At 74.1% G+C, this 20685-nt stretch carries 17 protein-coding genes; 14 read left to right on the top strand and 3 right to left on the bottom strand.

Annotated elements, in window-relative coordinates; genetic code table 11:
* The 7 genes from dnaE to VEW93_09890 form a co-directional block, all read left to right on the top strand.
* On the top strand, positions 1–3591 hold a 3591-nt coding region (dnaE, locus tag VEW93_09920), incomplete at its 5' end, for a DNA polymerase III subunit alpha (protein HYI62107.1).
* A gap of 58 nt (positions 3592–3649) precedes the next feature.
* Complete coding sequence (locus tag VEW93_09915; GenBank protein HYI62106.1) at positions 3650–3877, top strand: type II toxin-antitoxin system CcdA family antitoxin; 228 nt, start codon at positions 3650–3652, stop codon at positions 3875–3877.
* Positions 3874–4296, top strand: coding sequence for a PIN domain-containing protein (locus VEW93_09910; GenBank protein ID HYI62105.1), 423 nt, complete (start codon positions 3874–3876; stop codon positions 4294–4296). Before VEW93_09915 ends, VEW93_09910 begins: the two co-directional genes overlap by 4 nt.
* Before the next feature lie 21 nt (positions 4297–4317).
* A complete protein-coding gene (locus VEW93_09905; protein ID HYI62104.1) occupies positions 4318–5889 on the top strand; it encodes a cellulase family glycosylhydrolase in 1572 nt (523 codons plus the stop codon).
* Positions 5890–5978: 89 nt separating this feature from the next.
* Positions 5979–6647, top strand: coding sequence for a hypothetical protein (locus tag VEW93_09900; GenBank protein ID HYI62103.1), 669 nt, complete (start codon positions 5979–5981; stop codon positions 6645–6647).
* A 34-nt stretch (positions 6648–6681) separates the two neighbouring features.
* Positions 6682–7302 carry a nitroreductase family protein gene (locus tag VEW93_09895; GenBank protein HYI62102.1) on the top strand — a complete coding sequence of 207 codons (621 nt, stop codon included), beginning with the start codon at positions 6682–6684 and terminating at the stop codon, positions 7300–7302.
* 236 nt (positions 7303–7538) lie between these two features.
* Positions 7539–8228, top strand: a complete 690-nt coding sequence (locus VEW93_09890; protein ID HYI62101.1) for a transglycosylase family protein — start codon at positions 7539–7541, stop codon at positions 8226–8228.
* 106 nt (positions 8229–8334) lie between these two features.
* Here the strand turns inward: VEW93_09890 and VEW93_09885 are convergent, their stop codons facing one another.
* Positions 8335–10356, bottom strand: a complete 2022-nt coding sequence (locus tag VEW93_09885) for a thioredoxin domain-containing protein (protein HYI62100.1) — start codon at positions 10354–10356, stop codon at positions 8335–8337.
* 105 nt (positions 10357–10461) lie between these two features.
* Here VEW93_09885 and VEW93_09880 point away from each other — a divergent pair, with 105 nt between their 5' ends.
* Positions 10462–10896 (top strand): CBS domain-containing protein, encoded by a 435-nt coding sequence (locus tag VEW93_09880; protein ID HYI62099.1) that lies wholly within the window; start codon positions 10462–10464, stop codon positions 10894–10896.
* A 66-nt stretch (positions 10897–10962) separates the two neighbouring features.
* Here VEW93_09880 and VEW93_09875 read toward each other — a convergent pair whose 3' ends face one another.
* Positions 10963–12123: a fatty acid--CoA ligase family protein gene (locus tag VEW93_09875; protein ID HYI62098.1), complete on the bottom strand. Its 1161-nt coding sequence runs from the start codon at positions 12121–12123 to the stop codon at positions 10963–10965.
* Between the two features lie 74 nt (positions 12124–12197).
* On the opposite strand from VEW93_09875, the gene VEW93_09870 reads away from it, so the two are divergent.
* Positions 12198–13826 carry a long-chain fatty acid--CoA ligase gene (locus tag VEW93_09870; GenBank protein ID HYI62097.1) on the top strand — a complete coding sequence of 543 codons (1629 nt, stop codon included), beginning with the start codon at positions 12198–12200 and terminating at the stop codon, positions 13824–13826.
* 55 nt (positions 13827–13881) lie between these two features.
* Here the strand turns inward: VEW93_09870 and VEW93_09865 are convergent, their stop codons facing one another.
* Positions 13882–14253, bottom strand: a complete 372-nt coding sequence (locus VEW93_09865) for a hypothetical protein (protein ID HYI62096.1) — start codon at positions 14251–14253, stop codon at positions 13882–13884.
* 212 nt (positions 14254–14465) lie between these two features.
* Here VEW93_09865 and VEW93_09860 point away from each other — a divergent pair, with 212 nt between their 5' ends.
* The 5 genes from VEW93_09860 to aroC all read left to right on the top strand — a co-directional run bounded on the left by VEW93_09860 (position 14466) and on the right by aroC (position 20684).
* Complete coding sequence (locus VEW93_09860) at positions 14466–15893, top strand: MBOAT family protein (protein ID HYI62095.1); 1428 nt, start codon at positions 14466–14468, stop codon at positions 15891–15893.
* 10 nt (positions 15894–15903) lie between these two features.
* Positions 15904–17493, top strand: coding sequence for a cellulase family glycosylhydrolase (locus tag VEW93_09855; GenBank protein HYI62094.1), 1590 nt, complete (start codon positions 15904–15906; stop codon positions 17491–17493).
* Positions 17490–18560, top strand: a complete 1071-nt coding sequence (locus VEW93_09850) for a DUF459 domain-containing protein (GenBank protein ID HYI62093.1) — start codon at positions 17490–17492, stop codon at positions 18558–18560. Before VEW93_09855 ends, VEW93_09850 begins: the two co-directional genes overlap by 4 nt.
* Positions 18561–18619: 59 nt before the next feature.
* Positions 18620–19435, top strand: coding sequence for a prepilin peptidase (locus VEW93_09845; GenBank protein ID HYI62092.1), 816 nt, complete (start codon positions 18620–18622; stop codon positions 19433–19435).
* Positions 19436–19496: 61 nt separating this feature from the next.
* Positions 19497–20684 carry a chorismate synthase gene (gene aroC, locus VEW93_09840; protein ID HYI62091.1) on the top strand — a complete coding sequence of 396 codons (1188 nt, stop codon included), beginning with the start codon at positions 19497–19499 and terminating at the stop codon, positions 20682–20684.
* Position 20685 lies beyond the last annotated feature (1 nt).

Below are 20685 nucleotides of genomic sequence, written 5' to 3'. Positions count from 1 at the left end.
ACCGAGTTCTCGATGTTGGACGGTGCGGCCCGGCTCGACGAGCTGGTGGCCAAGGCGGTGGCGGACGGGCAGCCGGCGATCGGGATCACCGATCACGGCAACATGTACGGGACGCTGGAGTTCTACAAGGAGTGCCGCAAGCAGGGCGTCAAGCCCGTCATCGGCACCGAGGCCTACATGGCCCACGACCACCGCAGCGAGCGCCCGACGCGCCGGGGCCGGGTCGACGACTCGGGCGGTGACACCGAGGGCGGCAAGAAGCTCTACTACCACCTGACCCTGCTGGCGGAGAGCGACCGCGGCTACCGCAACCTGATCCACCTCTCCAGCAAGGCGTTCCTCGAGGGCTACTACTACAAGCCGCGCCTCGACTGGGAGCTCCTCGCGCAGCACAGTGACGGCCTCATCGCCACCACCGGCTGCCTCGGCGGCCACGTGCTGCAGTCGCTGCTGCAGGGCGACGAGCGCGCCGCGCTGGAGAAGGCCGGCCGGCTGCAGGAGATCTTCGGCCGCGACAACCTGTTCGTCGAGCTCCAGGACCACGGCCTGCCGGCCCAGCGCGAGACCAACCCGAAGCTGATCGAGCTGGCCAAGCGCCTGCGGGCGCCGCTGCTCGCCACGAACGACTCGCACTACACCCACCGCGAGGACCACGAGGCCCACGACGCACTGCTGTGCGTCCAGACCGGCGCCATGCTGTCGGACCCGAAGCGGTTCAAGTTCGAGGGCCACGAGCACTACCTGAAGACCTCGGACGAGATGCGGTACCTCTTCCGCGACCACCCCGAGGCGTGCGACAACACGTTGTGGATCGCCGAACGCGCCGACGTGACGATCGAGTTCGGCGACGCCCTGCTGCCCAACTTCCCGCTGCCGGAGGGCTTCGCCGACGACACCGCCTACCTCGAGCACGTGACGTGGGCCGGCGTGCGCGAGCGCTGGGGTGACGACCCGTCCGAACAGGTGAAGGCCCGGATCCAGTACGAGCTCGACGTCATCGCCCAGATGGGGTTCAGCTCGTACTTCCTGATCGTCTGGGACCTCATCAGCTACGCCCGCTCGCGGGGCATCCGCGTCGGGCCGGGCCGTGGATCGGCGGCCGGGTGTGCCGTCGCCTACAGCCTGCGGATCACCGACCTCGACCCGATCCGCTACGACCTCATCTTCGAGCGCTTCCTCAACCCCAGCCGCGTGTCGATGCCCGACATCGACATGGACTTCGACTCCCGCTACCGGGACGAGATGATCCGCTACGCCGCCGAGCGCTACGGCCGCGACCACGTGGCCCAGATCGTGACCTTCTCCACCATCAAGGCCCGGGCCGCGGTGCGCGACGCGGCCCGGGTGCTGGGCCTGCCCTACCTGGTGGGCGACAAGGTGGCCAAGGCCATGCCCCCTCTGGTCATGGGGCGCGACACGCCCCTCTACGCCTGCCTGGAGCAGCACCCGAAGTTCCTCGACGGCTACCAGCGGGCCACCGACCTGCGGAACATGTACGCGGCGGACCCCGACGTGAAGCGGGTGGTGGACGTGGCCAAGAGCCTGGAGGGCCTGCGCCGCCAGGACGGCATCCACGCCGCCGCCGTGGTCATCACCGACCAGCCCCTCACCGAGTACCTGCCCATCCAGCGCAAGCCGCTGGCCGGCGGGACCATCGAGGACGCCCCCGTCGTCACCCAGTACGAGATGGGCGGCGTCGAGGAGCTGGGCCTGCTCAAGATGGACTTCCTGGGCCTGCGCAACCTGGACGTCATCACCGACGCGCTGGCCCTCATCAAGGAGTTCCGGGGCGACGAGGTCGACATCGACGCCCCGCCCCTGGACGACGAGGCCACCTTCGCCATGCTGCGGCGGGGCGACTCCATCGGCGTGTTCCAGATGGAGGGCGGCGGGCTGCGCCAGCTCCTCCGGCTGCTGGCCCCGACCACGTTCGAGGACGTGGCCGCCCTGGTGGCCCTCTACCGGCCGGGCCCGATGGGCGTCGACATGCACATCGACTACGCCGAGCGGAAGAACGGGCGCAAGCCGGTCGAGTACTTCCACCCCGACGCCGAGGAGATCCTGACCGAGACCTACGGCCTGATGATCTACCAGGAGTCGGTCATGCGGGTGTCCCAGCAGTTCGCCGGCTACTCGCTGGCCGACGCCGACAACCTCCGCAAGGCCTGCGGCAAGAAGAACCGCGACATCATGGCCAAGGAGCGGTCCAAGTTCGTCGAGGGCTGCGAGGCCACCGGCTACGGCCACAAGTTGGGCACCCAGCTCTTCGACACCATCGAGAACTTCGCCGACTACGCCTTCAACAAGTCGCACTCGTTCGGCTACGGGTTCGTGGCGTACCAGACCGCCTACCTGAAGGCCAACTACCGCATCGAGTACCTGGCCGCCCTGCTGACCAGCGTCAAGACCAAGCTGGAGAAGGCGGCGGTCTACCTCAACGAGTGCCGCATCTCCGGCATCAAGGTGCTGGTGGCGGATGTCAACCGGTCGCACTCGGACTTCGTGCCCACCCGGTTGGAGGACGGCACCGAGGTCATCCCGTTCGGCCTCTCCGCCGTGCGCAACCTGGGCTCCGGCCTGGTCGACCAGATGGTGGCCGAGCGGGAGGCCAACGGTCCCTTCACCGACTTCTACGACTTCTGCGACCGGGTGCCCCTGCTGTTCCTGAACAAGCGGACCATGGAGTCGCTCATCAAGGCCGGGGGCTTCGACTCCCTGGGCCACCCCCGCAAGGGCCTGCTCCAGGTCTTCGAGGTCATCATCGACATGACCCTGGCCCGGCGGCGCCAGGAGGACCAGGGCGTCATGTCCCTCTTCGACGACGGGCCCAGCGGGAGCACCTCCTTCGACGACCGGCCCGAGATCCCCGGCATCGAGGTCGAGTTCGAGAAGACCGAGAAGCTCAAGCACGAGAAGGAGATGCTGGGCCTCTACGTCTCCGACCACCCGATCATGGGCCTGGAGGACGCCTTGCGTCGCCGCACCGACTGCTCGCTCCGGGAGCTCATCGAGCAGGCCGAGGCCACCGACGCCGGCACCGCGACGGCACCCACGCCGGCCCCGGCCAACGGGAACGGCAAGGGGCGCGACAAGGAGCGCTCGGTCAAGGTGGGCGGCGTCATCACCAACCTCCAGCACAAGTTCACCCGGGCCAACGCCCGCATGGCCGTCTTCGTGCTGGAGGACCTGGAGGCGGCCCTGGAGGTCACCGTCTTCCCCCGGACCTTCGAGACCATCGGCCACGTCCTGGCCGACGACCTGGTCGTCACCCTGACCGCCCGGCTCGACACCCGGGACGACCAGCCCAAGCTGATCGCCATGGACGTCACACCGTGCGAGGACCTGTCCGAGACGCCGCCGCTGCGCCTCCGGGTGCCGCCCCACCAGCTCTCCGACCAGCGGGTGAAGGACCTCAAGGACGTGTTGGTCCGCTTCCCGGGCGAGTCGATCGTCTACCTGCACGTGGGGGAGCAGGTGGTGCGCCTGCCCGACGGCTGGTCGGTGGAGCAGGGCTCCAACCTGCTCTCCGAGCTCCGGGCCATCTTCGGCGCCGACTGCCTGGTCAGCGCCCGAGCCCTGGCCCCCGCCTGACTCACCCGCCCAAGGTGTGACCCTGGTCAGGGTGATGCCACCTGAGTACGCTTTCGGTGTGACCCTGGCCAAGCGCAAGATCTCGGTGTCGCTCGACGCCGACCTGGTGGACGAGATGGAGCTCGACGACGAGCCGGTGTCGGCCCAGGTCAACGAGGCCATCAAGGTGGAGCTGAACCGCCGCCGGCGCCAGCGGCTGCTGGGCGAGTGGCTCGACCGTCTCGATGAGGAGCACGGGCCCGTCCCCGAGGAGGTCATCCAGCGCTACGAGGGGCTGCTCTCGTGACCACGTCGCCATCCATGAAGGTCGTGCTCGACGCCGAGGCCCTGTCCAGCCTGGCCCGGGGTGACGGCCCCCGGGCCGAGGAGGTGCGAGGCGCCCTCCGGGCCGCGCACCGACTCCGGCGCGACGTGGTGGTGCCCGCGGTGGTGCTGGCCGAGCTGTACCGCGGCCGGGGCCACGACGCCGTGGTCGATGCCTGCCTGTCTCGAGAGACGGGCCTGGTGGTGCGGGATACCGACCGGGGCCTGGCCCGGCTGGTGGGAGGCGTCCTGGCTGCGGCCGGCGCCGGGTCCGAGGACATGGTCGACGCACACGTGGTGGCGACGGCTTCGGAGGGCGGGGGCGTGGTCCTCACCGGGGACGAGTCCGACCTGCTCCGCCTGTCCGCCGCCTTTCCGAACGTCCACGTCCAGACCCTGTGACCGTGGCCTAGGGTCCCGGCTGTGACGGTGCGGAGGAGGGCGAGGGGGCGGGCCGCGCTGGCGGCGGTGGCGGTGGCCGTGCTGGCGACGGTGGTGCCGGCCGGGCCCGGGGCCTCGCCGGCCGGGGCAGTGGTGGACCCGCCGCTGGCCACGGTGCCGGACGGGACGGTGACCGGGACCGACGGGCGGGTCTACATGGCCGACGCCCAGGGCCGGGCCCTCCAGTTCCGGGGGTTCAACAGCGGCAAGGAGATGACGGCCCTGGTGGCCGAGGTGACCCCCGCGCTGATGGACACCGCGGCCGACAGCGGCTTCGACCTGCTGCGCCTGTCGTGGCAATGGCACAAGCTGGAGCCCACCGACGACGGGTGGGACGAGGCCTACCTGGACCAGGTGGTGGCCGCCCTGGACGTGGCCGGCGAGCGGGGCATCTCCGTCGTGCTCGACAACCACCAGGACGTCTTCGGCCCCGCCTTCGGCGGCAACGGGGTGCCCGAGTGGGCCACCCGCGACGACGGCCAGCCCTTCACCGCCAACCCGGGCGACCCGTGGTTCATCGCCACCCTGCAACCGGCGGTGCAGGCGGCCTGGGAACACCTCTACGAGGACGCGGACCTCCGCCAGGAGCAGATCGAGTCGCTCCTCCACGTGGTCGAGCGGGTGGTGGGCCACCCGGCCCTGCTGGGCTACGACCTGCTGAACGAGCCCTTCGGCAAGATCCGCCCCGGCGAGGACCTGATCTCGGCCGCCGCCCGGGTCGAGCCCACCCAGCTCACTGCCATGTACCAGCGCCTGGCCGACGCCATCCGCACCGTGGACACCGAGAGCTGGGTGTTCGTCCACCCGCCCAACCTGGCCACCCTGGGCGTGCGCACCGCCCTGGGCCGCATCGACGACCCCAAGCTGGCCTACTTCCCGCACTTCTACGACCTGGGCCTGGAGTCGGGCGAGCCCTTCGACCCGGCGTCGGGCTTCCACGCCACCTGGGAGGGGGTCATCGGCCACTACCCCGACACCTACGGCGTGCCCACCCTGGTGGGGGAGTGGGGCCTGCCCGACCCGGCCATCGGGGGCGCGGGGACGTTCATCGACCGCAGCCTGGCCGTGATGGAGCGCATCGGCTCGGGGTGGACCGTGTTCAGCTGGTGCGCCGGGGCCGGCTACTGCGTCCTGGACGACAGCGGCCAGCTGGACCCGGCCTGGGCCCGCATCGTCCAGGCCTGGCCCCGGGCCATCGCCGGCGCCCCCACGGCGTCGCGATGGGACGGGGCGGCCCGCTCCCTGCACGTCACCTACCGGGTCCGGGCCGGCGCCACCGGCCCCACCGAGATCGTCGTCCCCCCGTCGCTGTACCCCGGCGGGTTCGTGGTCGAGACCAGCGCGGCCGACGGCACCTGGCGGTCGAGCTGGGACGAGGTCACCGGCCGGCTGGAGGTCACGGTGCCCACCGGGGGCCTCGCCGACCAGGCCGTCTGCGTCAGCCCCACCGGCATCGCCGGGGGGTGCACGGCGGAGGTCGCGGCGCCCCCGCCCGGCCCGCCGCCGGCGCCCCCGGCCGACGCCGTCCGGGCCCCGGCCCGCTTCACCGGCTGAGGCCCCGCCGGCCTCGGTTTGCGCTGGGCGGCCCGGGCGACTGGACTTGAGAGGCCCACTGCACGCGCCCCTGGGGGTCGAACAGCGACATGGCCATCGAGGTCGAGACCAAGGACTGCACCGCTCTCTCCGACGCCGAGCTGGCCGAGATGGCCGACCTGTGCGCCGGTGGCCCCCGGGCCTACGAGGCCGGGTTGCTGTCGAAGCAGGCCGAGGAGTGGGTGCTCGTCACCCTGGCCCGGGACGGGGGCCGCATCAAGGGCTTCTCGTTCTGCACGCTCGAACGCATCGGCGGCACGCCCAGCGTGCTGGTGGGCTTGGCCTCGGTCAAGCGCACCTCCAAGCGCGACACCGTGCTGCGCCAGATGATCACCGACCAGCTCCGGCGGGCCGTCCTGGCCTTCCCCGACGAGGACGTCCTGGTCGGCACCCGGATGGCCACGGCCTCGGGCTTCGACGCCTTCAAGGCCCTGCACGACATCGTCCCCCGCCCCGACTACGTGGCCACCGGCGAGGAGCGGGCCTGGGGCCGGCGGCTGGCCAAGCGCTTCGGCGTCCCCACCGGGGCCTACGACGAGCGGGCCTTCAAGGCCACCGGCAGCGAGGTGCCGGCCCTGGTCCTCGACCACGACAGCGTCAAGCCCGAGACCATCCCGGCCGACGTGGTGGCCCTCTTCGACGACATCGACGAGGAGCGGGGCGACTCCCTCGTCGCCTTCGGGTGGGCCCTGGCCGACGACCTGGTCAAGCTGCTCTAGGCGCCTGCCGCCGGCTGCCCGGCGGCGCCCCGACGTGGAGCTCTCCGACGCCGTCCGCCGGCGGCGCATGGTGCGGGCCTTCGGGCCCCGACCCGTCGATCCGGCCCTGGTCGACGGGGTCCTGGACGGGGCCCGCCGGGCCCCCTCGGCCGGCAACACCCAACCGGTCCGGTTCCTGGTCCTCGACACCCCGGGGGCGGTGGCCCGGTACTGGGACCTGACCCTGCCGGCCGACCGGCGGGACCGCTTCGCCTGGCCCGGCCTGCTGGAGGCCCCGGTGCTGGTGGTGGTGCTGGTCGACCCCGGCGCCTACCCGGCCCGCTACGCCGAGCCCGACAAGGCGGCCACCGGCCTGGGGGCCGGGATCGAGGCGTGGCCCGTGCCCTACTGGTGGGTGGACGGGGGCGCCGCGGCCCAGACCCTGCTGCTGGGCCTGGTCGACGCCGGCCTGGGGGGGTGCCTGTTCGGGCTGTTCGCCCACGAGGCGGCGGTGCTGGCCGCCCACGGCGTGCCGCCAGGGTGGCGGGCGGTGGGCACCGTGGCCCTGGGACACCCGGCCGCGGCCGGTCACGAGGAGCGCCCGGGGCGCAGCGCCCGGCGCCCCCGGCCCCCCCTGGCCGAGGTGGCGCGGCGGGGCCGCTGGGGCCGCGCCTGAGGGGGGTCGCGGGGGCCGGACAGGCCCTCTCGGGGTCGAAAATATTGCGAGTGGGTGACGGGCAGGGACGCGCTGACCAGGCATTTCCTAGGTCCGTGGCCGATGTCACGTTGCGGTGATGTTACGAAATGCCGACGGAGTGAGCAGACTCGTCCTCTGCTCGCCCTCTCGTGATCCTCTTCACGTAGGACCCAGGGGGACGGGCGACCGTGATCCCGACCCCAGGAGTCCCCTCCATGGCCCGACCCGAGAAGGGGCGCTCGCCCGAGCGCCCTCCGAGTCCCTGCGCACCGAGGGCTGCCCGCCGATCCCACCGGATCCGGGCCGCCGCCCTCGGTGCCGCCGTCGTCACCACCGCGGTGGTGACCGCCTTCGGCCCCGCGGCAGCCGACGGCCTGGCCGGTTCCGAGCCGTCCCCCCTGACCGCCGAGGTGATCGCCGCCGTCCAGGTGCCGACCGAGTACCCGGCCGTCGATCCCACCCTGGCCCACGCGGCCGACGGCCAGGAGGCGCGGGAACGGTTGGCGGCCGCCCTGGCCGACAACGAGCGGCGCGAGGCCGACGCCCGCGTCTTCGTGTACTTCGCCACCCTGGAGCAGGCCCGGGCCGAGTCGGCCCGCCAGCAGGCCGAAGCCGCGGCCCAGGCCGAGCGGGCCCGGGCCGAGGAGGCCCCGGCCCCCCGTTCCGGCGGCGGCTCCTGGGACGCCCTGGCCCGCTGCGAGTCGGGCGGCAACTGGGGCGCGGCCACCGGCAACGGCTACTACGGCGGCCTCCAGTTCAGCCCGTCCACCTGGCGGGCCTACGGCGGCTCGGGGATGCCCCACCAGAGCAGCCGCGAGGCCCAGATCGCCGTGGCCGAGCGGGTCCGGGCCGGGCAGGGCTGGGGCGCCTGGCCCTCCTGCTCGTCCAAGCTCGGCCTGCGCTAGCCCCAGATCGCGCCGCCGCCCCACCCTCCCCCGAGGGGCGGTGCCGCTGACCCGGCCCGGCCACCCTCCCCCCCGGTGGCCGGGCCGGGTCGCGCCCGGGGACGGGTCAGGCCGTCACCGCGTCGAGCTGGGCGGCCAGGGCCGTGGGGTCCTCCACCGGCGCCTGGCAGGCGAACCGGCGGCACACGTAGGCCCGCCCCGGCTGCCGGCCCTCCCACAGCGGGGAGTCGTAGGTCTCGCCCCAGGCCACCACGCCCGTGGGCAGCCAGCGGCGGTGGACCTCGGCCACCAGCTCGGTGGCCGGGCCCGGCACCACCACCTCGGTGGCCCCCCGGGTGTGGAGGTCGAGGGCCGCGGCCAGGTGGGCGAAGGCGGTCGGGGCCCGCTCCACGAACGGGCCCAGCAGGGCCAGCACCTCCTCGGCGGCCTCCTGGTCGCGCTCGTCGCCGGTGAGGGCGGCCAGCCGGAGCAGGGCCCAGGCCGCGTTGCTGTTGGCGCTGGGGGTGGCACCGTCCTGGAGGTCCTTGGGCCGGGCCACCAGGGCCTCGCCGTCGGAGCCGGTGGTGAAGAAGCCGGAGCCGGCCTCGTCCCGGAACAGGGCCCGGAGGGCCTCGGCGGTGGCCCGGGCCACCGCGATCCAGCGGGCCTCGCCGGTGGCCTCGGCCAGGCGGGTGAACCCGTCGACCAGGGCGGCGTGGTCGGCGGCGAAGGCGGGCTGGTGGGCCCGGCCCGGGTCGTCGGGGTCGGTGGGGTCGCCCTGCCAGGTGCGCAGCCAGCGGCCCTCGGGGGTGCGGAGCCGGAGGCAGAGCATCTCACCGGTCTCCACCGCGGCCTCCAGCCAGGCCCGGTTCCCGGTGGCGGCCGCCGCCTCGGCCAGCGAGGCCAGCATGAGGCCGTTCCACTCGGTGAGGACCTTGTCGTCGAGGCCGGGGCGGACCCGCTCGTTGCGGGCGTCGAAGAGCCGGAGCCGGCAGTCCTCGATGAGCGGCGGCCGCTCGATGCGCCCCGGGGCGTGGAGGCGGTTGAGGATGTTGCGGCCCTCGAAGTTGCCCTCCTCGGTCACGCCGTACCACTCCATGGCCGCGGCGGCCTCGTCCGGGCCCAGGGCGGCCCGGATCTCCGCCGGGGTCCAGGTCGAGAACCGGCCCTCCTCGCCCTCGCTGTCGGCGTCCTCGGCCGAGAAGAAGCCGCCGCCCGGGTGGCGCAGGTCGCGCAGCACGTAGGTCACGGTCTCGTCCAGCACCTGGCGGTGGCGGGCGGCGCCGGTGAGCTGCCAGGCGTGCAGGTAGGCCCGGACCAGCAGGGCCTGGTCGTAGAGCATCTTCTCGAAGTGGGGGACCAGCCAGCGGTCGTCGACCGAGTAGCGGGCGAAGCCCCCGCCGACGTGGTCGTAGAGGCCGCCGGCGGCCATGGCGTCGAGGGTGGTGGTGGCGGCCCGGAGGGCCTCGGCCCGCTGCGGGGCGTCGGGGCGGGCGGCGTGGCGCAGCAGCAGGTCGACGGTGGTCGGCTGGGGGAACTTGGGGGCCCGGCCGAAGCCGCCGGCCTCGTCGTCGTGGGCCTCCAGCAGGCCGGCCACCGCGGTGTCGACGGCCTCGGCCCCGGGCACGGCCCGGGAGCCGGGGGCGGCGCCCACGGTCTGGCGCAGGTGGTCGCTGAGGCGGGTGGCCTGCTCGGCCAGGTCGTCCCGGCGGTTCCGCCAGGCGTCGTCGATGGCGCGGCACACGTCGAGGAAGCCGGGCATGCCCCGCTGCCGCTGGCGGGGGAAGTAGGTGCCGCAGAAGAACGGCTCGCCCTCCGGGGTCATGAACACGGTCATGGGCCAGCCCCCGGAGCCGGTCATGGCCTGGGTGGCCTCCATGTACACGGCGTCGACGTCGGGGCGCTCCTCCCGGTCCACCTTCACGTTCACGAACAGGTCGTTGATCACGGCGGCCACGTCGTCGTCCTCGAAGGACTCGTGCGCCATCACGTGGCACCAGTGGCAGGCCGAGTAGCCCACCGACAGCAGGACGGGCACGTCGCGCTGGCGGGCGGCGGCGAAGGCCTCCTCGCCCCACGGGTACCAGTCGACCGGGTTGTCGGCGTGCTGACGCAGGTACGGGCTGGGCTGGTCCCCGAGGCGGTTCATGGGGCCAGGGTAGGAGCGGGCCCCGGGCCCCGTGCGAGGTGACCGGCGCCACACCCGAGCCCTCCGCCTGTGCCACCATGTTGACGTCGACCGGGAGGAGCCGCCGTGAACGTGGAAGGCCTGCTGAGGAGCAAGGGCGACGCCGTGGTCACCGTCCCCCCCACCGCCACCGTGCGGGAGGTGGTGGACACGTTGGCCCGGCACCGCATCGGAGCGCTGGTGGTGAGCGACGACGGCGCCCACGTGGCCGGCATCGTGTCCGAGCGGGACGTGGTCTGCGCCCTGGCCGGCCACGGCGACACCCTGCTGGGCCGGGAGGTGGCGACGATCATGAGCCGCGAGGTCGTCACCTGCGAGATGGGCACCACCGTCGACGAGCTGTCGCAGTCCATGACCGAGCGACGCATGCGCCACGTGCCGGTGGTGGTCGACGGCACCCTGCGGGGCATCGTCAGCATCGGCGACGTGGTCAAGGACCGCATCCGGGACCTCGAGGTCGAGACCCGCACCCTGCACGAGTACATCGCCCAGGGCCGCTGACCGCCCCGACGTCGGCGAACGTCCACCACCGGGGGGGGGACACCGTCCAGAGGTGGAGGGCGGGGGTCAGCCCGAGAGCTCCGAGCGGCGGACCTTGCCCAGGGCGGTGCGGGGTAGGGCGGCCACCAGGTGGAGGGCCCGGGGGGCCGCCCAGGGGGCCAGCTCGGCGGCCACGGCGGCGCGGAGCGCGTCCAGGGTCGGGGCCGACGCCGGATCCGACGGGACCACCCAGGCCTCGACCCGCTGGCCCCACCCCGGGTCGGGCCGCCCGGCCACGGCCACCTCGGCCACCCCGGGGACGCGGCGCAGGACGGCCTCCACGGCCTCGGGCCACACGTTCTCGCCGCCGGTCACGATCATGTCGCCCTGCCGGCCCCACACCACCACGGTGCCGTCGTCCCGGACCTCGCCGGCGTCCCCGGTGGGCAGCCACCCGGGCCCGCCGCCGGGCCGGTCCCGGCGGGGGTCCTCCACCGTGCCGTCGGGCCGGCGGTAGCCCCGGAGCAGGGTGGGGGAGCGGACCCACAGCTCCCCGCCCACCGCGGCCACCTCCACCCCGGCCAGGGGGGCGCCGTCGTAGGCGATGCCGCCCCCGGTCTCGGTCAGGCCCCAGGTCCGCACCACGTTGGCCGGCCGGGCGGCCGCGGTGTCGGCCGCGCCCCCCAGCACCACCCAGCGCCAGCCCTCGGCCCCCACCCGGTCCAGGGCGGTGGGCACCAGGGAGGTGAGGGTGGCGCCCCGGTCCCGGGCCGCGGCCACCGCGGCCTCCTCGAACCGGGGCAGCAGGTCCAGCCCCACGCCGTCGACCAGGGCCCGGGTGACCACCCCCAGGCCCCCCACGTGGGCCAGGGGCAGGCAGGCCAGCCACCGATCGGCGCCGGTGACCTCCAGGCGGGCGTGCACGGCCCGAGCGTGGGCCACCACCGCGTCGTGGGTCAGCACCACGCCCTTGGGCTGCCCGGTCGTCCCGCTGGTCGGCACCACCAGGGCATCGCCGGCCTCGACCGGGGGGGCGCCGGCGTCGAGCGCCACCTCCTCGCCGTCCCGGCCGCCGGGGTCGGGGTCGAGGAGCGCCGCCGGGCGGAGGGCGGCCAGCAGCCGGTCCCGGGCCGGGCCGGGCAGCCGGGGATCGAGGGGCAGCACGGCGTCGCCGTCCTCCCACACCCGCCGCAGGGCGGTGACGAAGCCGGGGCTCCCCTCGGCGACCACGGCGACCAGGCGACCCACGGCACCGGAGGCTACGTCCCGGTACGGTCTGGGCCCCGCCCGCCGCCGCCCGGAGGACCCCGATGCAGGGCTTGATGCAGGACCACCCGCTGACCCTGGTGCACTTCTTCGACCGGGCCGAGCGCCTGTTCCGCGACAAGCGGGTGGTCACGGCCACGGCCACCGGCAAGCAGACCCGGACCTACGGCGAGTGGGCGGCGCGCACCCGCCGGGCCGGCGGGGCCCTGGCCGCCCTGGGCATCGGCGCCGAGGGGCGGGTGGCCACCTTCGGCTGGAACACCGCCGATCACCTGGAGCTGTACTTCGCCGCCCCGTGCAGCGGCCGGGTCCTCCACACCCTCAACATCCGCCTGTTCCCCGAGCAGCTGACCTACATCGCCAACCACGCCGAGGACGAGGTCGTCTTCGTGGACCGGACCCTGGCCGCCCTGCTGTGGCCCCTGCTGGACACGTTCGAGACGGTGCGCCACGTGGTGGTCATGGACGACGGCGCCGGCGAGGTGCCCGACGCCCCGGCCGGCAAGGAGGTCCACCGCTACGAGGACCTGCTGGCCGGGGCCGACCCCGCCGAGTGGCACGTGGAGGACGAGAACCAGGCCGCCAGCATGTGCTACACGTCCGGCACCACGGGCAACCCGAAGGGCGTGGTCTACAGCCACCGCTCCACCTACCTGCACACCCTGGGCACCATGGCCGTCGACGCCCTGGGGGCCTCGGAGGCCGACACCATCCTGCCGGTGGTGCCCATGTTCCACGCCAACGCCTGGGGCCTGGCCCACGCCGCGGTGGCGGTGGGGGCCAACCTGGTCATGCCCGGGCCCAACATGGCGGCCGAGCCCCTGGCGGAGCTGATCGAGAGCGAGCGGGTCACGGTGGCCGCCGGCGTGCCCACCATCTGGATGGGGGTGCTGCCCGAGCTGAAGGGCCGCGACCTCTCGGCCCTGCGGGCCATCCCCTGCGGCGGCTCGGCCGTGCCCCGGGCCCTGTCCGAGGCCTACCGGGAGCAGGTCGGCCTGCCCATCTACCAGGCCTGGGGCATGACCGAGACCAGCCCGGTGGCCTCGGCCGGCCACATCAAGGCCACCCTGGCCGAGGGGCGCACCGAGGACGAGCTGGCCGACCTGCGGGCCACCATCGGAGTGCCGTTGTGCGGCGTCGACCTCCGCATCGTCGACCCCGACACCCTGGAGCCGGTGGCCGCCGACGGGCAGGCCCAGGGCGAGATCCAGGCCCGGGGCCCGTGGATCGCCCGGGAGTACTACCACGACGACCGGTCACCCGAGAGCTTCACCCCCGACGGGTGGCTGAAGACCGGCGACGTGGCCACCGTGGACGACCACGGCTACATGCGCATCGTGGACCGGACCAAGGACGTGGTGAAGTCGGGCGGGGAGTGGATCTCCACCGTGGAGCTGGAGAACGAGATCATGGGCCACCCCCGGGTGGCCGAGGCGGCGGTGATCGGCGTGCGCCACCCCAAGTGGCAGGAGCGCCCCCTGGCCTGCGTGGTGGTGGCCGAGGGCGAGGAGCTGACCAAGGGCGAGGTGCTGGAGTTCCTGGACGGCCGGGTGGCCAAGTGGTGGCTGCCCGACGACGTGGTCTTCGTGGACGAGATCCCCAAGACCTCTGTCGGCAAGTTCTCCAAGAAGGACCTCCGCGCCCGCTTCGCCGACTACAGCCTGCCCACCGCGTCCGAGGGCTGACAGGTCGAGGCCCCGCCGGTGGCGGGGCCTCGACCGGGTCTCGGAGCGGGGGGGGTCAGGCGGCGGCGGCGCCGGCTTGGGCGTCGGCCTGCTCGATGTCCTTGTGGAAGCGCTTGTGGACCCGGAGGTCCTCGCTCGGGAAGCTGACCTTGTGCCACAGGCCGCCGGGTGGGCCCAGGCGGGTGGTGCGGGGCGCCTCGTAGAGGATCTTGCTCGGGTTGGCCTGGGCGAACTTGCCCGAGTCGAAGACCACGATGCGGCGGTCGGTGACCACCACGCAGCGGTAGCTGTTGAGGATGAAGAAGAAGATGTAGCCGGCCAGGATGAGCCACTGGCTCTGGGTCTGGCCCGGGAACACGGCCTGGACCTGCTCGCCGGGCTGCAGCTGGGGCTGGGCCTTGTCACGGATCTTGTCTCTGATCGCCACGGGCTCTCCTCGGGTGGGCGGTGGGACGGGCGGACGCTAACGCCTGGCGCCGCCCGACCGTGCCGATGCGCCCCCGGGGGCGGTGGCGGGCCGCCGTCGGGGGCGGTCCCCGATCCACGCCCGTGGTGCGTGCAGACTGAGCGGGCCAGGTCCCCCTCGCGGCCGGCGCCGGTGGGGTGCGCGCCCAACCGGCGGCGGTCGCCGTCCCGTCCGTGGAGCACGGCGTGCTGTTCCCCACCTTCGAGTTCGCCGTCTTCTTCTCGGTGGTCTTCGTCCTCAACTGGCTGCTGCGGCCCCACCCGCTGGCCTGGCGGCTGTTCCTGCTCGGCGCCAGCTTCGTCTTCTACGCCGCCTTCGAACCCGTCTACTGCCTGCTGCTGGCTGCCTCGATCCTGGTCAACCAGGCCTTCGGCGTGGCCATCGCCCGCCAGGCCCACCCCGGCCGCCGTCGCGCCCTGCTGGCCGGGGCGGTGGTGGCCAACCTGGCCGCCCTCGGCTACTACAAGTACACCGACTTCTTCGTCGAGTCGGTGGGCGGGGCGCTGGAGCTGGTGGGCATCGACACCGGGTGGGTGCCGCTGGGGATCGTCCTGCCGGTGGCCATCTCGTTCTTCACCTTCCAGGCCCTCAGCTACGTCATCGACATCTACCGGGGCCACGCCGAGCCCTCGCCCCTGCTCGACTTCGCCGTCTACCTGTCGTTCTTCCCCCACCTGGTGGCCGGCCCCATCGTCCGGGCCCGGGAGCTGCTGCCCCAGCTGACCGAGCACGCCGATCCCCGCCGGGTCAACGCCGCCCTGGCCTTCCGGCTGATCATGGCCGGCCTGTTCAAGAAGGTGGTGATCTCCAGCTTCCTGTCCGCGGCCATCGTGGACGACGTCTTCGCCGTGCCCGAGGCCCACCGGTCGCTGGAGATCCTGGTCGCCGTCTACGCCTACGCCATCCAGATCTACGCCGACTTCAGCGGCTACACCGACATCGCCATCGGCTGCGCCCTGCTGCTGGGGCTGCGCTTCCCCCAGAACTTCGACGCCCCCTACACGGCCACGTCGATGCAGAGCTTCTGGCGGCGCTGGCACATGACGCTGTCGTTCTGGTTGCGGGACTACCTCTACATCCCCCTGGGCGGGAACCAGGGGAGCCGGCAGTGGGCCTTCGCCACCCTGTTCCTGACCATGCTCATCGGCGGGTTCTGGCACGGCGCGGCGTGGACGTTCCTGATCTGGGGGGCCATCCACGGCCTGGCCCTGGCCGTGGAGCGCCGCGTCCTCGACGGCTGGGCCGCGGCCGGGAAGGTGCCGGGGCCGTGGTCGCCGGTGCTCCGGTGGCTGGCCACCTTCCACGTGGTGTGCCTGGCCTGGATCTTCTTCCGGGCCGAGTCGCTGGGGGTGGCCGGCACCATCCTGTGGCGCCTGGTGGCCGCCCCCGGCCTGGGCGAGGCCGTCACCCCCATGGTGCTGCTGGTGATCGCCGTGTCCATCGGCTCCCAGTTCGTGCCCACCGGGTGGGTGGACCGGGCCCAGGCCGTGTTCTCCCGCTCGGCCCCCGCCGTCCAGGCCGTGGCCCTGGCCGTGGGCCTCCTGTTCGTCGACGCCCTCGGTCCCGAGGGCGTCCCGCCGTTCATCTACTTCCAGTTCTAGGTTGGCGACCGTGGGGCGACACCGGACGCGACAGCGGGCCCTGGCCCTGATCCTGGGGGCCGCGCTGGCCGTCACGTCCTGCTCGGGGGGCGACGGGGACGCCGCCGAGCGGGAGCCGGGCCGCGACGAGGGCCCGAGCACCACCGAGGGACCCGGCCCGGTGGCCGAGGCCCTGCCCGCGTTGGAGCGCCTGCACGTGGCCCGGGCCGGCGGCCGGGCCCACATCGCCGACGGGCAGGGCCGGGAGGTGCTGCTGCGGGGGGCCAACCTGAACGTGCTGGGCGACTACCACCAGGCCGACCCCACGCTGCCCCCGGTGCTGCCGGCCACCGACGCCGACTGGGACCAGATGGCGGCCCACGGGTTCTCGGTGGTCCGCCTGCTGGTGTCGTGGTCGGCCCTGGAGCCGGTGCGGGGCCAGCTCGACCAGGCCTACCTCCAGCGCATCCGCGACGCGGTGGCGGCCGCCGCGGCCCGGCGCATCCACACCGTCATCGACATGCACCAGGACGCCTGGGGCCGCTTCATCGCCTCGCCCCCCGACGTGGCCTGCGGGCCGGGTACCGAGCCGGCCATCGGCTGGGACGGGGCCCCGCAGTGGGCCACCCTGACCGACGGGGCCGACACCTGCCGGCCCATCGGCAGCCGCGAGGGCGCCCCCGCGGTGCGGGCCGCCTTCACCGCCTTCTACGAGAACCGCGACGGCATCCGCGACGCCTTCGTGGCCACCTGGCGGCGGTTGGCGGCGGCCTTCGCCACCGAGCCCGCGGTGGCCGGGTTCGACCTGTTCAACGAGCCCACCATGGTCTTCGACGCCGCGGTCGCCGAGCAGCGCTACACCGAGCTGACGAGCGCCCTGGTCACGGCGATCCGGGCCGGCGAGGCGGAGGCCGGGGGCTTCCCCCACATCGTGTTCCTGGAGCCCATCGTGCTGTTCCCCGTCCCGGGGACGGTGCCCGCTCCTGGCTTCACCACCGACGACCAGATCGCCTTCGCCCCCCACAACTACGCCGAGTCGATCGGGCCCGCCCTCCTGACCGTGGAGCAGACCATGGACGTGGCCGTGGGCACGGCCACCGAGCGGGGCTGGGCGCTGTGGATCGGGGAGCACGGCGTGTTCGAGACCACCGAGGAGAAGCTGGACGTGCTGCACCGATTCGCAGCGGCCCAGGACGGGGCGCTGGCCGGCGGGGCCCAGTGGCAGTGGCGCCAGCGGTGCGGCGACCCCCACGCCATCGGCGTCCCCGGCACCCGCCCCACCGCCACCCAGGTCCAGCTCAACGACGTGGCCTGCCCCGACGACATCGACGCCGGCCCCAACCGGGAGCTCCTGCGGGTGGCGGGCCGGGCCTACCCGCGGGCCGCCCCGGGGCGCCTGACCGAGCTGGTGTCCGATCCCCGGGCGGGCACGCTGCGGGTGGCCGGCGCCCTGGCCGACGACCTGGGCGACTGGGGTCCGCTGGTGCTGTGGGTGCCGGGCCAGGAGGCCCCCCGGGTCGAGGCGGACGGCACCGCCGAGCCCGAGGCCACCCGGGTGCCGGGCGGGTGGTTGCTGACGGCGGAGGTCACCGACTCGCCGTGGGAGGTCCGGGTGTCGTGACCGGCCACCGGCCCGGGGACGAGCCCCACCTGGAGGTCGACCCGCCGGACGCGGCCCGGGACCGGTCCGAGCCCCGCTCGCTGCGCTACCACGACCTGGCCGGCTCCCGGCCCATCCCCGCCGGGCGGGTGCTGGTGATCGGGTCCGTGGCCCTGCTGCTGGCCGCCGTGCTCAACGCCGATGGCCTCTTCGAGCTGGCCACCCGCCAGCCGGTGGGGTGGAAGCGCGACGTGGCCGCTACCGCGGTGGCGCCGTTCTGCGCGGTGGGCCGCATCACCCACCTCAAGGACGTCCGGGCCGAGATCCGCGACGCGGCCGACAAGGAGGTGCACGACTGCTCGGACGGGCCCCGCTCCGGCTCGGCCACCTTCGACGAGGTGGCGGTGGCCCCGACGGAGCCGGCCGAGGGACCGGCCATCACGAGGCGGGCGCCGACGACGGCGGCGCCCCTGCGGATGTGGCTGGGGGGCGACTCCATGACCATCGAGCTGGCCCAGTCGGTGGAGGAGGCCGTGGCCGCCCGGCCCGAGGTGGAGCTGGCCACCCACCCCCAGGTCAGCTCGGGCCTGACCCGGCCCGACTTCTTCGACTGGCCGGCCTACTTCCGCGACGAGGTGCTGCCCACCCGGCCCGAGGCCGTGGTGGTCATGTTCGGGGCCAACGACTCCCAGGGCATGGACATCGACGGCGCGCCGTACCAGCCCTCCAGCCCGGAGTGGCAGGCCGAGTACCGGCGCCGGGTCGGGGTGGTGATGGACCAGCTCCGGGGCGACGGCCGGCTGGTGCTGTGGGTGGGCCAGCCCCGCATGCGGGACACGGGCTTCGACCAGCGGATGGCCACCCTCGACCGCATCTACGCCCAGGAGGCCGAGGACCGGCCCTGGGTCCGGTTCCTGGACAGCCGGGCCATCCTCAGCCCCGACGGCGAGGGCTACCAGGCCACCGCGGACGGCGTCTCGCTGCGCCAGGGCGACGGCATCCACCTGGACCGGGCCGGCGCCGACCTGCTGGCCGAAGCGGTGCTCGACGCGGTCGAGGCCGAGGTCATGGCCACCTCGCCCCCCTGACCGCGCCCCCTGGCGGGATCCACCGGGGGGTGGGACGGCCGCCGGTAGGGTCCCGGCCCATGGCCGACGTCGCGCCCGGGGCGCTGGTGGCGCTGGGGCTGGCCGGGCTGGTCGTGGGCTGGTTCCTGAACGTGGTCATCGTCCGCCTGCCCGACGGCGGGTCGCTGGCCCCGCCGTGGCGGTGCCCCGACTGCGAGGCGGCCATCGGCGGCCTCGACGCCGTGCCCCTGCTGTCCTTCGTCCGCCTGCGGGCCCGGTGCCGGGCCTGCGGCGAGCCCGTGGCCCTGGCCTACCCGCTGGTCGAGCTGGCCGGCGCCGGGCTGTGGGTGGCCGCCGGGCTCCGCTTCGGCCTGACCTGGGCGCTGGTGCCGTTCCTCCTGCTGTTCTCGGCCCTCCTGGCCCAGGCCGTGATCGACCTGGAGCTGTACCGGCTGCTGGACCGGATCACCTTCCCGGTGCTCGGCGCCTCGGTGGTGCTGGTGGCCGGGGTGTCGTTGGTCGAGGGTGACGCCGGCCGGGTGGCCTACGCCGCGGCCGGCGCCGTCGGCTACTTCCTGGTCCTGTTCGTGCCCGGGATGCTGTTCCCCCGGGGCATGGGGCTGGGGGACGTGAAGCTGGCCCTGCTGATGGGGCTGTACCTGGGGTGGATCCACCCGGTGCTGGTCATGTTCGCCCTCATCGGCGCCTGCCTGCTCGGGGTGGTGGCCGGGGGGGTGCTGTACGTGGCCCGGGGCGGCCGCAGCGCCGAGTTCCCGTTCGGCCCGTGGCTGGCGGTCGGGTGCGTGGCCACCGTGCTGGGCAGCCGCCGCATCGTCGACCTCTACGACGGGGCCTTCACGCCCACGCCGTTCCTGGCCGCCCTGGGCTGGGGGTGACCGGCCGGCAGCGCCCCGATGGGCTCGGGGGCCGGGCGGGCCACCCTCTAGATTCGCCCCCGTGCTGCGCTTCCTGACCGCCGGTGAGTCCCACGGCCGCGCCCTCGTCGTCGTGGTCGAGGGCCTGCCCGCCGGCCTGGCCGTGGACGTGGCCGCCCTCCAGGCCGAGCTGGGCCGGCGCCGCCTGGGCTACGGGCGGGGCCCCCGCATGCGCTTCGAGGTCGACGACGTGACCCTGGTGAGCGGCGTGCGCCACGGCCGGACGCTGGGCTCCCCGGTGGCGGTGGAGATCGCCAACACCGAGTGGGAGCGCAACCCCGACAAGTGGCAGCGGGAGATGTCGGTGGCCGCCGAGGACGGGCCCACCCAGATGCCCCTGACCCAGCCCCGCCCCGGCCACGCCGATCTGGCCGGCATGCAGAAGTACGGCTTCGTCGACTCCCGCGACGTCCTGGAGCGGGCCTCGGCCCGGGAGACCGCGGCCCGGGTGGTGGCCGGCACCCTGGCCAAGCTGTGGCTGGGCACGCTGGGCATCGACGTGCTGTCCCACGTGGTGCGCATCGGGGCCGTCGCCGCCCCCCCCGGCCCCGCCCCCACCCTGGCCGACCTGGAGCGCATCGACGCCGACGAGGTCCGCTGCCTGGATCCCGAGGCCTCGGCGGCCATGGTGGAGGAGATCAAGGCCGCGGCCCGCGACGGCGACTCCCTGGGCGGCGTGGTCGAGGTGGTGGCCCACGGCGTGCCCGTCGGCCTGGGCAGCCACGTCCACTGGGACCGCAAGCTGGACTCCCGCCTGGCCGCCGCCCTCATGAGCATCCAGGCCGTGAAGGGCGTGGAGATCGGCGACGGCTGGGACGTGGCCTCCCGCCGGGGCAGCGCGGCCCACGACCCCATCATCTGGGACGCCGAGGACCACGCCTACCGGCGCACCAGCGCCCGCGCCGGCGGCGTCGAGGGTGGCATGTCCTCGGGTGAGCCGGTCATCGCCCGGGTGGCCATGAAGCCCCTGGCCTCGCTGAACCGCCCGGTGCTGGGCACCGTCGACGTCCTGACCAAGGAGGAGACGGTGTCGTTCAAGGAGCGCACCGACGTCACCGCGGTGCCGGCCATGGGCGTGGTGGCCGAGACCATGACCGCCCTGGTCCTGGCGGACGAGGTGGCCCGCAAGTTCGGGGGCGACACCGTGGAGGAGACCCGGCGCAACCACGACGGCTACCTGGCCGCCCTCCGGGACGGGCCCCTTGGCTGAC

The organism is Acidimicrobiales bacterium (genome assembly GCA_035630295.1).
Classification (GTDB): domain Bacteria; phylum Actinomycetota; class Acidimicrobiia; order Acidimicrobiales; family Iamiaceae; genus Iamia.
The sequence above is the reverse complement of the archived record's forward strand: the minus strand, read 5'-3'. Positions and strand labels throughout refer to the sequence as shown.